This is a genomic window from Mesorhizobium sp. WSM4935 (assembly GCF_029625735.1).
GTDB lineage: Bacteria > Pseudomonadota > Alphaproteobacteria > Rhizobiales > Rhizobiaceae > Mesorhizobium.
This window is the reverse complement of sequence record NZ_JARTVR010000001.1, coordinates 345,399-357,602: the sequence shown is the minus strand read 5'-3', so window position 1 is coordinate 357,602 and position 12,204 is coordinate 345,399. Positions and strand designations below refer to the sequence as shown.

Below are 12,204 nucleotides of genomic sequence, written 5' to 3'. Positions count from 1 at the left end.
TATCTTTAAGCATAAAGCATTTTGGGGCGGGGCGTGAGCGAGTTCGACGCCATCTTTGTCGGGGCAGGCCACAACAGTCTGGCATGCGCCGCGCATTTGGCGCTCAAAGGCTGGAAAATAGCGGTTTTTGAGCGCAGCAAGGCGATCGGCGGCGCGGTGCGGACCGCCGAATACACGCTTCCCGGCTTCCGGCACGATTTCGGCGCGATGAATTTGAGCCTCTTCGCCGGCTCCGCCTTCCACCGGAAATATGCAAATGAATTGAAAAGCCACGGACTGGAATTCGCGCCCGTGGCCGACTGTTTCGCAAGCGTCTTCCCGGACGGCAAATGGTTCGGCGTCAGCAATGATCTGGAAAAGACCGTCTCGCGGCTCGCCGCCTTCTCGGCGGCGGACGAGGCCACGTGGCGCCGTCTGGTCGGCGGCTTCCCTGGCGAGGCCGAGCACCTGTTCCGGCTGCTGGGTTCGCCGATGAGCGCCCGCGCGCTGGCCGGTACGGCCTGGAACCTGTGGCGCAGGAAGGGCGTGGCTGGCGCGCTCGATACGGCTCGATTGCTGCTGTCATCGCCGCGCGCCTGGCTGGAGGAAAATTTCGAGACACCGCATGTGCGCACGACGCTCGCGGCCTGGGGCATGCATCTCGACTTCTCGCCCGACATCGCCGGGGGTGCTGTGTTCCCCTACCTGGAATCGATGGCCAACCAGAGTTTCGGCATGGTGCTGGGCAAGGGTGGCGCCGACACCATCATCCGCGCGCTGGCCGGCATGGTGAAGGCGGCCGGCGGCCAGATCACGACCGGAGCGGATGTCGCCGAGATCACGGTTTCCGTCGGCAAGGCGACCGGGGTGCGGCTAGCATCCGGTGAAACCCATGTCGCGCGCAAGGCCGTCATTGCCGGTGTCGCGCCGAGAGCGCTACCGGGCAAGCTGCTGCCCAATGGCTCAGGCGACGGCGGCTTCGACGCGGCGATGAAGACATTCCGCCATGCGCCGGGCACGATGATGATCCATTTGGCGCTGGACGACCTGCCGGACTGGAGCGCGGGCACGGAGCTTCGCCAATTCGCCTATGTGCATCTGGCGCCGTCGCTCGACGGCATGTCGCGGGTCTACCAGCAGGCGATCGCCGGGATGCTGCCCGACCAACCCGTGCTCGTCGTCGGCCAGCCGACGGCCGTCGATCCGTCGCGCGCGCCGCAAGGCAAGCATGTGCTGTGGGTGCAGGTGCGCATGCTGCCGGCGGAGATCCTTGGCGATGCCGCGGGCAAGATCGCGCCCGCTCACTGGGACGCCGTCAAGGACGCCTATGCCGAGCGCGTGCTCGACATCATCGAGAGCTCTGCGCCGGGCCTGCGCCAAAAAATCCTTGGCCAAGCGATTTTCTCGCCGCTCGACCTCGAGCGCGAGAATCCGAACCTGGTCGGCGGCGACCAGATCTGCGGCAGCCATCATCTGGCGCAGAATTTCCTCTTCCGCCCGGTGCGCGGCTTCGCGCGCTGGAACACGCCGGTCGCCAACCTGTACTTGACCGGCGCTGCGACATGGCCGGGCGCCGGCACGGGCGCGGGCTCCGGCTATATGCTCGCCCAACAGTTGGGAGGAAGTTGAGCCGAACAATTCCGGGATGGACAAGGCGCGGATGCCCACCACCGAACGAAACCGCCGCGCGGACAAATGACAACCAACAAGGGGAACGACCATGACCATCAACAGACGTGACTTGCTTGGATATGGCGCCGCGGCGCTGGGTGCTGCCACGCTCGGTCTGCCGAGGGCGGCAAAGGCGGCGGACGAGCTCACCATCGCCTATAACGTCAACCTGCCCTCCTGGGACCCGACGACCGGGCCCTCGGCGGTGAACCCGACCATCCAGGGCCTTTATCAGTCGGTGTTCGACCAGATCATCGGCCAGAAGCCGGACCTGTCCTTCACGCCCGGACTGCTCACCGAATGGGGCTGGAACGACGACCGCACCAAGGTGATGATGACGGTGCGCAACGGCGTGAAATGGCATGACGGCTCGCCCTTCACACCGGAAGACGTGGTGTGGTCGCTGCAGCGGGCCGGCGACGAGAAGACCGGCAACCCGATCCAGTTTGTCTGGAAGAACGTCAACAATTTCAAGATCGACGGCAACAAGATCACCGGCGACGTCGTGCAGTTCGACCCTGTCTACTTCAAGTGGATGTCGTTCCTGACCGGCTACATCCTGCCCAAGGCCTATTACGAGAAGGTCGGCGCGGACGGTTTCGAGAAAGCGCCGATCGGCACGGGCCCCTATATGGTCGACAAGTTCGAGCGTAACGCCTTCCTGCGGCTGAAAGCCAATCCGCACTATTGGGGCACGAAGCCCGCCTTCGAGAATGTGACGATCAAGTTCGTCACCGACGCGGCGAGCCGCGTCGCGGAGATCGAGTCCGGCTCCTCGCAGGTGACGCTTGAAATTCCGTATGAGGAATATGACCGGCTGATCGCCAAGGACGGGTTGGCCGGCTCGATCAAGAACGTCTCCGACATCGGCATGATCTTCTTCAACAACAAGGACGCGATGCTCGACAAGAACGTCCGGCAGGCGGCCGTGATGGCGGTGGACAAGGAACTCCTCGTCAAGCGGCTGCTGCGCGGCTACGGCCAGCCGATCGACACGCTGGAGACGCCGGAATACGCGGCCTTCGATCCGTCGATCAAGGTCGAGCACAATCCGGACAAGGCCAAGGAGTTGCTCGCCGCCTCCGGCTATTCGACGAAGAAACCGGCCAAGTTCACCATCCAGACCACCAAGGGTTTCAAGCCCAAGGATTATGAGATGGTGCAGGCGATCGTAGGCATGTGGCGCAAGGTCGGCATCGAGGCCGAGATCGAGGTCTACGAGATCGCGAAGCATTACGAGCTGCGCGCCGCGCACAAGCTGGCGCCGGCCGCCTTCTACAATTGGGGCAACTCGATCGGCGACCCGACCACCTCGACGGGCTTCGCCATGTTCGGCCCGTCGCCGCACTCGTCCTGGAAGACGGATGATCTCGACGCCAAGATCGGGCCGCTCTGGGGCGAGAAGGACGAGGCCAAGCGCATCGCCGGCTGGAAGGCCGTCGACAAATATATCGCCGAGCAGGCCTATGTGCTGCCGCTGATCCAGTATGCGCAACCGATCGTGCATTCGACGAAGGTCAATGTCGTGCAGCATGTGTCCGGCGCGCTGCTGCCGGCGCTTATGACCCCGGCCGCCTGATCACCGGTCTTGGATCGCCACGCGCGCCGTCCGCAAGACGGCGCGCATTTTCATCCGGACATATGGGCGCATGCTGCTGCAGAGATTTCTTGTTCGTCTGTCGACGATGCTGGTGACCCTTTTCGGCGTCGCCGTCGTCGTCTTCGTCGTCATCCGCGTCGCGCCCGGCGACCCGATCGCGATGATGCTGCCGCCCGGCGCCAGCGACGACGACATCGCTCGGCTGCGCGCGCTCTATGGGCTGGACAAGGGAATCGTGCAGCAGTTCTTCATCTGGCTCGGCGGCGTGCTGCATGGGAATTTCGGCACGTCGATATCCTTGCGCCAGGACGTGCTCGGCCTCGTCTTCAACCGGCTGCCGGCGACGCTGGAGCTTGCGACCGTGGCGCTGCTGATGGCGATCGCCATAGGCACTACCGCCGCGATCCTCGGCGCGCGCTCGCGCGGCACGGCGATCGAAGCCGGCATCGACATCGTGAGCGGCGCGACGCTCTCCATCCCCGATTTCCTCTGGGGGCTGGTATTGATCCTTTTGTTCGGCGTGCTGGTGCCGGTCTTTGACATTTCAGGCCGGGTGTCGCCGCAGCTCGATTTGCCCTTCGCCACCCAGTTCTATCTCGCCGAAAGCATTCTGAGGCTGCGCTTCGATCTCACCTGGGACCTCATCAAGCACATGCTGATGCCGGCCGTCGCGCTGGCGCTGCCGCTGGCGGCGATCATCGCCCAGCTCTTGAAACAGTCGCTGAAGGAAGTGCTCGACCTCGACTATGTCGTGCTGGCGCGCGTGAAGGGTTTTTCCGAGACGCAGGTGATCCTGCGCGAGGCGCTGAAGAACGCGGCGCTGCCGACGCTGACGCTGGTCGGCGTGCAGTTCACCTTCCTCATCGGCGGCACCGTCATCGTCGAGCGGCTGTTCTCCTATGAGGGGCTCGGCAACATGGCGATCGATGCCGTCATCAACCGCGACCTGCCGCTGATCCAGGGCATCGTGCTGGTCTTCGCGCTGCTCTTCGTGCTGATCAACCTCGCCGTCGACATGATGTATGCGCTGCTCAATCCGAGGCTTCGCCATGGATGAGGCGCGCATCCCCCGACGCGGCTTGAGCCCGAGGCTATGGCTGGCCGGCGGCTGGCTTCTGCTGGCGCTGCTCGCGGCCATCTTCGCGCCCATGGTCGCGCCGCAGGATCCGCTGGCTCAGGACCTGATGCTGGAGCGGCTGCCGCCTTTCTGGCTGGACGGTGCCGAACCCGGCTATTGGCTGGGCACCGACAGCCTGGGGCGGGACCTGCTGTCGCGGCTGATCTTCGGCGGCCGCATCGCCTTCATCGTCGCCTTCGCGGCGGCGACGTCGGCCTGCCTCATCGGCTCGGCGCTCGGCCTGATCGCCGGCTATTTCGGCGGCTGGGCCGACCGCATCATCTCGCGTGTCGTCGACGTCTGGATGGCCTTCCCGCCTGTGCTGTTCGCGATTCTTTTGGTCGCCGTGCTCGGCACCGGCCTGAGCTCCGTCATCCTCGCCATTGCGATCATCGACTGGACGCGCTTCTGCCGGGTGATCCGCGCCGAGGCGATGAGCCAGGCCCGCATGGATTATGTCGAGAGCGCGCGCATCGCCGGCTATAGCCGCATTGGCATCATGCTGCGCGAAGTGCTGCCCAATGTGCTGCCGTCGGTGGTGGCGCTCCTGTCGCTCGAAATGGGCATCGCCGTCATCGTCGAAGCGATCCTGTCCTTCGTCAACCTGTCGATCTCGACCGACGATCCGACCTGGGGCAGCATCATCGCCGAGGGACGGCTGTCGATCCATCAGGCCTGGTGGGTGCTGGTGTTCCCGCTGATCACGCTGATCCTCACCGTGCTCTCGTTCAGCCAGTTCGGCGAAGCGCTGAAGGCGCGCTTCGATCCGGTGCTGCGATGAGCGCCAATATGAAACCATGCCTCGACATCCGCCGCTTGAGCGCCGTGCTGCCCAACGGCCAGCGCGTGTTGCGCTCCGTGTCGCTCAGCGTGCAGCCGGGCGAGGTGCGCGCACTGGTCGGCGAAAGCGGCGCCGGCAAGACGATGATCGGCAAGGCGGTGCTCGGCGTGCTGCCGAAAAGCGTGCGCATCATCGAAGGGGAGATGCTGATCGAGGGCGAGGATCTGGGCCGGCTCGACGCCAAGGCGCGGCGGACCCTGATCGGCGCGCGCACCGCGCTGATCCCGCAGGATCCGCTGACCGCGCTCAACCCGTCGCGCCGCATCGGCGCGCAGATGACCGACAGGCTGGTGCGCATCCTCGGCTGGAGCGGCGAAACAGCCAAGGAGCGCATCCGCCAGTTGCTCGACGAGGTGCAGATCCGCGACCCGGAACGCGTGCTGAAAAGCTATCCGCATGAATTGTCCGGCGGCATGCGCCAGCGCGTGCTGATCGCGGCGGCCTTCGCCGCGGAACCGAGGCTGATCGTCGCCGACGAGCCGACGACGGCGCTCGACGTGACGGTGCAGAAGCAGATCCTGCGGCTCATCGCGCAGCTGCAGCGCGACCACGGCACGGCGATCCTGTTCGTGACCCACGATCTCGGCGTCGTCGCAAAGATCAGCCAGAAAGTGTCGGTGCTCTATGCCGGCAAGGTGGTCGAGGAGGCAGAGACCGCGCAGCTCTTCGCGGCGCCGCAGCATCCCTATACGCGGGCGCTGATCGCGGCGACGCCGCGCTACACCGATCCCTACGCATCGCTGAAGCCGGTGGACGAGAGCGTGCTTGCCGGGCTGGCGGCCGAAATCGCCGCCGCTGACAAGGACTGGAGGCCCGGCCATGGCTGAGCCGCTGTTTTCCGTGCGCGGGCTGAAGGTGGCGCTGCCCGACATGACGCGCAAGCCGCTGGTCGGCCGAGCGCCGCTGGCCGAAATCCTGAAAGGGCTTGACTTCGATCTTCCCAAAGGATCGGTCACCGGCATCGTCGGCGAGTCCGGCTCGGGCAAATCGACGCTCGGCCGCGCACTGGTTCGGCTGCTCGAACCGAGCGCCGGCGCGATCGCCTTCGAGGGGCGCGACATCGGCCATCTTTCGGAGGGAGAGCTGAGGCCGCTGCGCCGCGACCTGCAGATGATCTTCCAGGACCCAATGTCGTCGCTCAATCCGCGCCATACGATCTTCAACATCATCGCAGCCCCCTTGCGGCAGAACGGGCTTGGCGACCGGCTGAAGGAGCGCGTCGCGGAAGCCCTGCACCGTGTCGGTCTGCCGCAAACTTTCGCCAGCCGCTATCGCCACGAGCTGTCGGGCGGACAAAGGCAGCGCGTCGGCATCGCGCGGGCGCTCGCGCTGTCGCCGAAATTCGTGCTGGCTGACGAGATCGTCTCCGGCCTTGACGTCTCGACGCAGGCGCAGATCCTGACGCTGCTGGAAAAACTCGCGGCCGAGATGGGCCTGACGGTCGCCTTCATCAGCCACGATTTGTCGGTGATCCGGCGGCTCTGCCAGCAGGTTATCGTCATGCGCGAAGGCAGGATCGTCGAGGCAAGCGCCACCGACACGCTGTTCGACAATCCGAAGGAAGCCTACACGCGCGACTTGCTCGCCGCCATTCCGCTGCCCGAGATCGACGCCGACTGGCTGAAGCCGAAAGCGCCGGCATGAATTGAGTCTCGATATCCGCACGCCGACCAGCGGGCCTCGGATGTGCGCGACGACAAGTCAGCCCGCCAATGGAGGGTGACATGAAATACGCAACCCAGGCAGCGGTCTTCGCGGCCTCCTTGTTCGGCGCAATGGGAGCGGCTTCAGCGGATTCGATCCCCGGCATGCGCGGGCATGACCATACCGGCATCACCGTGCCCGACATGAAGCAGGCCGTCGACTTCTTCACCAATGTCGTCGGCTGCAAGAAGGCAATGTCCTTCGGGCCGTTCGCCGACGACAAAGGCACTTTTATGCAGGACCTGCTCGGCGTCGATCCGAAGGCGGTGATCGAGGAGATCACCATGGTGCGCTGCGGCTATGGATCGAACATAGAGCTGTTCAAATACACCGCGCCCGACCAAAAGGACCTGACGCCGAAGAACAGCGATATCGGCGGCTTCCACATCGCGTTCTATGTCGACGATGTCGCCGCGGCCAAGACCTATCTCGAAGCCAAGGGCGTGAAGACCAGGATGGGACCGCTGCCGGTGAAGGAAGGGCCGGCGGCCGGGCAGACCATCCTCTATTTCCAGGCGCCCTGGGGCCTGCAGCTTGAAGCCATCAGCTATCCCGAAGGCATGGCCTATGAGAAGGGCGCCGAGACGGTCCTGTGGAGCCCGAAGGATCCGACCAAATGAAGAACCAACGCGCCGACGCAAATCGTTCAATTATGAAACTTCAAGCTTGAAATAACTGCCGGGCGGCGCGATAGTGACGATCGGGATCGCCGGCCTTGCCGGCGACTTTCGACACCTTATGGAGTTTACGCAATTCCGGACGGAAAACCGCTACGCACTTTTCCTGGAATTGCTCTAGAGGAGATCGCAAGACATGAAGGTTGCGGTTCTCGGTGGCGGTCCGGCCGGACTCTATTTTGCCATTTCGCTGAAATTGCGCGATGCCGCGCATGAGGTGACGGTCTATGAGCGCAATCGTCCCGATGACACGTTCGGCTGGGGCGTCGTGCTGTCGGCGGAGACGCTGGAGAACCTGACCAGGAACGATCCGGTCAGCGCGGTCTGGATCAAGAAGCATTTTGCTTATTGGGACGACATCGCTGTCATCCATGACGGCGTGCGCACAGTTTCCACCGGCCATGGTTTCTGCGGTATCGGCCGCAAACGGCTCCTGATCCTGCTGCAGCGCAGAGCGCGCGAACTCGGCATCAAGATGATGTTCGAGACCGAGATTTCCGATCCCAAACCCTTCATGGAAACGCACGACCTGGTGGTCGCCGCCGACGGGTTGAACTCGAAGTCGCGCGCCGCCTTCGCCGACGTTTTCAAGCCGGATATCGACATTCGCAAGTGCAAGTTCGTGTGGCTCGGCACCACGCAAAAATTCGACGACGCCTTCACCTTCATCTTCGAGAAGACGGAGCATGGCTGGGTGTGGGCGCATGCCTACCAGTTCGACAGCGAGACCGCGACCTTTATCGTCGAATGCAGCGAAAAGACCTGGGCTGCCTTCGGCTTCGGCCAGATGACGCAGCAGGAATCGATCGCCGTCTGCGAGCGCATCTTCGAAAAGCATCTCGGCGGCCATCCGCTGATGACCAACGCCAACCACATCAGAGGTTCGGCCTGGATCAACTTCCCGCGCGTGCTATGCGAGCGCTGGTCTTACAAGAACCTGGCACTGATGGGCGACGCGGCGGCATCGGCGCATTTCTCGATCGGTTCCGGCACCAAGCTGGCGCTCGAAAGCGCGGTCGCGCTCGCCGATTATGTCGAGTCCGAGCCCAACCTCGAGGCGGCCTTCAACAAATACGAGGATGCGCGGCGCACCGAGGTGCTGAAGCTGCAGTCGGCGGCGCGCAATTCACTCGAATGGTTCGAGGAAGTCGAACGATATCTCGGTTTGGATCCAGTTCAGTTCAACTATTCGCTGCTCACCCGCTCCCAGCGCATCAGCCACGAGAACCTTCGCCTGCGCGATGCCGAATGGCTGGCGGGCGCCGAGGAATGGTTCCAGCGCAAGGCCGGCGCCGGTGGCAACAGCTTACGCCGCGCGCCGATGTTCGCGCCGTTCAGGCTGCGCGACATGGCGCTCACCAACCGCATCGTCGTGTCGCCGATGGCGCAGTACAAGGCCGTCGACGGCTGCCCCACCGACTGGCATTTCGCCCACTATGCCGAGCGCGCCAAGGGCGGCGCGGGACTGGTCTATATCGAGATGACCTGCGTCAGCCCCGAAGGGCGCATCACGCCCGGGTGCCCGGGGTTCTACAGACCAGAGCATGAAGTCGCGTGGAAGCGGCTGGTCGATTTCGTCCATGCCGAGACCGAGGCCAAAATCTGCGCCCAGATCGGCCATTCCGGCGCCAAGGGTTCGACCCGTCTCGGCTGGGAAGGAACAGACGAGCCGCTGCCTTCCGGCAACTGGCCGGTGATGGCGCCGTCGGCCGTGCCATGGTCGCCGCAGAACCAGGTGCCGAAGGCGATGGACCGCGCGGACATGGACATGGTCCGCGATCAGTTCGTCGCTTCGGCTCAGATGGCCGAGCGCTGCGGCTTCGACATGCTGGAGATCCATGCCGCACATGGCTACCTGCTCTCCGCCTTCATCACGCCGCTGACCAACAGGCGCACCGACGCGTATGGCGGCTCACTTGAGAACCGCATGCGCTATCCGCTGGAGATCTTCCACGCAGTGCGGGCCGTGTGGCCGGCCGGGAAGCCGATCTCGATGCGCATCTCGGCCAATGACTGGGTGGGCATCGAAGGCGTGACACCGGCCGACGCGGTCGAGATCGCCAGGCTGCTGCATCAGGCCGGCGTCGATCTCTGCGACGTGTCGGCCGGGCAGACCACCATCGCCGCCAAGCCGGTTTACGGCCGCATGTTCCAGACCCCGTTCTCCGACCGCATCCGCAACGAGGTCGGCATGGCGACGATGGCGGTCGGCAATATCTACGAGCCGGACCATGCCAACTCGATCCTGATGGCCGGGCGCGCCGACCTGGTAGCGCTGGCCAGGCCGCATCTCACCGATCCCTACTGGACGCTGCATGCGGCGGTCACACTTGGCGATCGCGGCGTCAAATGGCCGGATCCTTATCTGCGCGGACGCGACCAGATCTACCGGCTGGCCGAGCGCGAGGCAGCGGCGGGGCTCAAAGTATGAGCGCCGCGCGCGAAATTGCCGGCAAGCACGCGCTGGTTACGGGCGGCGGCTCCGGCGTCGGCAAGGCGATCGCGTTTGCGCTGGCGGAAGCCGGCGTGAACGTCACCATCTGCGGGCGGCGCGAAGCGGCGCTGGCCGAGGTCGCGAAGGAGAATAGCCGCATCTCTGGGCTCGCCGCCGACGTCACGAACGAGACTGAGATGGCGGCCCTCCACGAGAAGGCCGAAGCCGCGCGCGGGCCGTTCGACATCGTCGTCTCCAATGCCGGCATGGCCGGCAGCGCGCCGGCGCACAAGACCGCACTGGCCGACTGGCAGCGCACGCTCGACGTCAACCTCACCGGCGCCTTCCTGACGGTGAAGCCGGCCCTGGCCGGCATGCTTGCGCGGAAGACAGGTCGCATCGTCTTCGTCGCTTCGACGGCCGGCCTGAAGGGCTACGCCTATGTCGCTCCTTACGTCGCCGCCAAACATGGTGTCGTCGGACTGATGCGGGCGTTGGCCGCCGAAACCGCCAAGTCGGGTGTGACGGTCAACGCCGTCTGCCCCGGCTTCGTCGAAACCGACATGCTGGAAGAGTCGGTCCAACGCATCGTCGAGAAGACCGGCCGCTCAGTGGAAGAAGCGCGACAGAGCCTGTCAGCGACGAATCCGCAGGGGCGTTTTATTCAACCGGAAGAGGTCGCGTCCACTGTGCTGTGGCTGTGCAGCGATGCTGCGCGATCGATCACCGGACAGGCGATCTCGGTCTCCGGGGGCGAGACATGGTAGCGGGACCGACCTCCACCGGACCGGGCAAGGAGCGGCTGCGTCTCTGGATCCGCCTGCTGCGCGCCTCGCGCACCATCGAGGCCGAGCTGCGCGAGCGGCTGAAGAAGGAGTTCGACACCACGCTGCCGCGCTTCGACGTGATGGCGGCGCTCTACCGCTCGCCGGAAGGCATGCTGATGAGCGACCTGTCGCGCTTCCTTCTGGTGTCGAACGGCAACGTCACGGGCATCGTCGACCGGCTGGTTTCCGAAGGGCTGGTAACACGGGCGCGCCGCAATGGCGACCGCCGCACCTCGATGGTGCGGCTGACCGAGGAGGGTTCGAAATCTTTCGCCGCGATTGCCGCCGCGCATGAGAACTGGGTCGGCGAACTGCTCGGCACCGTCAGTGAGGACGAGGCGCGCCGGCTGACCGGCATGCTGAAATCGTTCCGCAGCAATTGGGAGGGACGCGAATGAGCGCCATGGCCAAACTCAAGCCGAAGCACTTCCTCTGGGAAGTCGGAGGCAAGGTCGCGAAAATCTGGCTCGACCGGCCGCAGCGTAAGAACCCGCTGACCTTTGACAGCTACGCCGAGCTGCGCGACACGTTTCGCGAGCTCGTCTATGCCGACGACGTCGACGCCGTGGTGTTCCTGCCCAATGGCGGCAATTTCTGCTCGGGCGGCGATGTCCACGACATCATCGGGCCGCTGGTCAAGATGGAGATGAAGGCGCTGCTCGCCTTCACGCGCATGACCGGCGACTTCGTCAAGGCGATGCTCGCCTGCGGCAAGCCGATCATTTCGGCGGTCGACGGCGTCGCGGTCGGCGCCGGCGCGATCATCGCCATGGCCTCCGACATCCGCATCGCCACGCCGGAGGCGAAGACCGCCTTCCTGTTCACCCGCGTCGGCCTTGCCGGCTGCGACATGGGCGCCTGCGCGATCCTGCCGCGCATCATCGGCCAGGGCCGCGCTGCCGAACTGCTTTATACCGGCCGCACCATGAGTGCCGCTGAGGGCGAACGCTGGGGATTCTACAATCGTCTGGTCGATGCGGCGGCGCTCGAAGCCGACGCGCTCGACATGGCGGCGCGCATCGTCTCCGGCCCGACCTTCGCGCATGGCATCACCAAGACGCAGCTCAACCAGGAATGGTCGATGGGCCTAGATCAGGCGATCGAGGCGGAAGCGCAGGCGCAGGCGATCTGCATGCAGACCGGCGATTTCGAGCGGGCGTACAAGGCGTTCGTGGCGAAGGAAAAGCCGGTGTTCGAGGGGAACTAACGATGGACGGTTTTCGCCCAGGCACCCCCCTCTGGCCTGCCGTCCATCTCCCCCGCAAGGGGGGAGATCAGCTGATTGCATCGCTTTCGCCAATCATCAACGTCTCAGGATGGGCGCCGAGATCGAAGCTGCCAATCTCCCCCCTTG

At 64.7% G+C, this 12,204-nt stretch carries 11 protein-coding genes; all 11 read left to right on the top strand.

The window, feature by feature from the left end:
• Positions 1–33 precede the first annotated feature (33 nt).
• The 11 genes from P9273_RS01665 (at position 34) to P9273_RS01615 (ending at position 12,057) form a co-directional block, all read left to right on the top strand.
• Positions 34–1,608, top strand: coding sequence for a phytoene desaturase family protein (locus P9273_RS01665; protein WP_278047345.1), 1,575 nt, complete (start codon positions 34–36; stop codon positions 1,606–1,608).
• Positions 1,609–1,699: 91 nt separating this feature from the next.
• On the top strand, positions 1,700–3,229 hold the full coding sequence (locus tag P9273_RS01660; RefSeq protein ID WP_278047344.1) for an ABC transporter substrate-binding protein: 1,530 nt from the start codon (positions 1,700–1,702) through the stop codon (positions 3,227–3,229).
• Positions 3,230–3,299: 70 nt separating this feature from the next.
• Positions 3,300–4,307 (top strand): ABC transporter permease, encoded by a 1,008-nt coding sequence (locus P9273_RS01655; RefSeq protein ID WP_278047343.1) that lies wholly within the window; start codon positions 3,300–3,302, stop codon positions 4,305–4,307.
• Positions 4,300–5,148, top strand: coding sequence for an ABC transporter permease (locus P9273_RS01650; protein WP_278047342.1), 849 nt, complete (start codon positions 4,300–4,302; stop codon positions 5,146–5,148). The genes P9273_RS01655 and P9273_RS01650 overlap by 8 nt, the downstream gene beginning before the upstream one ends.
• Positions 5,149–5,156: 8 nt before the next feature.
• Positions 5,157–6,035, top strand: a complete 879-nt coding sequence (locus tag P9273_RS01645) for an ABC transporter ATP-binding protein (RefSeq protein WP_442920185.1) — start codon at positions 5,157–5,159, stop codon at positions 6,033–6,035.
• Positions 6,028–6,852, top strand: a complete 825-nt coding sequence (locus P9273_RS01640; RefSeq protein ID WP_278047340.1) for an ATP-binding cassette domain-containing protein — start codon at positions 6,028–6,030, stop codon at positions 6,850–6,852. Before P9273_RS01645 ends, P9273_RS01640 begins: the two co-directional genes overlap by 8 nt.
• Positions 6,853–6,932: 80 nt before the next feature.
• Positions 6,933–7,532 carry a VOC family protein gene (locus tag P9273_RS01635; protein WP_278047339.1) on the top strand — a complete coding sequence of 200 codons (600 nt, stop codon included), beginning with the start codon at positions 6,933–6,935 and terminating at the stop codon, positions 7,530–7,532.
• Positions 7,533–7,725: 193 nt separating this feature from the next.
• Positions 7,726–10,020, top strand: coding sequence for a bifunctional salicylyl-CoA 5-hydroxylase/oxidoreductase (locus P9273_RS01630; protein ID WP_278047338.1), 2,295 nt, complete (start codon positions 7,726–7,728; stop codon positions 10,018–10,020).
• Complete coding sequence (locus P9273_RS01625) at positions 10,017–10,790, top strand: SDR family NAD(P)-dependent oxidoreductase (protein WP_278047337.1); 774 nt, start codon at positions 10,017–10,019, stop codon at positions 10,788–10,790. Before P9273_RS01630 ends, P9273_RS01625 begins: the two co-directional genes overlap by 4 nt.
• Positions 10,784–11,248 (top strand): MarR family winged helix-turn-helix transcriptional regulator, encoded by a 465-nt coding sequence (locus tag P9273_RS01620; RefSeq protein WP_040986048.1) that lies wholly within the window; start codon positions 10,784–10,786, stop codon positions 11,246–11,248. The genes P9273_RS01625 and P9273_RS01620 overlap by 7 nt, the downstream gene beginning before the upstream one ends.
• Positions 11,245–12,057 carry an enoyl-CoA hydratase family protein gene (locus P9273_RS01615; protein WP_278047336.1) on the top strand — a complete coding sequence of 271 codons (813 nt, stop codon included), beginning with the start codon at positions 11,245–11,247 and terminating at the stop codon, positions 12,055–12,057. Before P9273_RS01620 ends, P9273_RS01615 begins: the two co-directional genes overlap by 4 nt.
• Positions 12,058–12,204: the final 147 nt, after the last annotated feature.

What these genes read in the sequence shown, in the direction of transcription:
- P9273_RS01660 (WP_278047344.1), top strand. Translation starts at nt 1,700, where the DNA reads ATGACCATCAACAGACGTGACTTGCTTGGATATGGCGCCGCGGCGCTG.
- P9273_RS01655 (WP_278047343.1), top strand. Translation starts at nt 3,300, where the DNA reads ATGCTGCTGCAGAGATTTCTTGTTCGTCTGTCGACGATGCTGGTGACC.
- P9273_RS01650 (WP_278047342.1), top strand. Translation starts at nt 4,300, where the DNA reads ATGGATGAGGCGCGCATCCCCCGACGCGGCTTGAGCCCGAGGCTATGG.
- P9273_RS01645 (WP_442920185.1), top strand. Translation starts at nt 5,157, where the DNA reads ATGAAACCATGCCTCGACATCCGCCGCTTGAGCGCCGTGCTGCCCAAC.
- P9273_RS01640 (WP_278047340.1), top strand. Translation starts at nt 6,028, where the DNA reads ATGGCTGAGCCGCTGTTTTCCGTGCGCGGGCTGAAGGTGGCGCTGCCC.
- P9273_RS01635 (WP_278047339.1), top strand. Translation starts at nt 6,933, where the DNA reads ATGAAATACGCAACCCAGGCAGCGGTCTTCGCGGCCTCCTTGTTCGGC.
- P9273_RS01630 (WP_278047338.1), top strand. Translation starts at nt 7,726, where the DNA reads ATGAAGGTTGCGGTTCTCGGTGGCGGTCCGGCCGGACTCTATTTTGCC.
- P9273_RS01625 (WP_278047337.1), top strand. Translation starts at nt 10,017, where the DNA reads ATGAGCGCCGCGCGCGAAATTGCCGGCAAGCACGCGCTGGTTACGGGC.
- P9273_RS01620 (WP_040986048.1), top strand. Translation starts at nt 10,784, where the DNA reads ATGGTAGCGGGACCGACCTCCACCGGACCGGGCAAGGAGCGGCTGCGT.
- P9273_RS01615 (WP_278047336.1), top strand. Translation starts at nt 11,245, where the DNA reads ATGAGCGCCATGGCCAAACTCAAGCCGAAGCACTTCCTCTGGGAAGTC.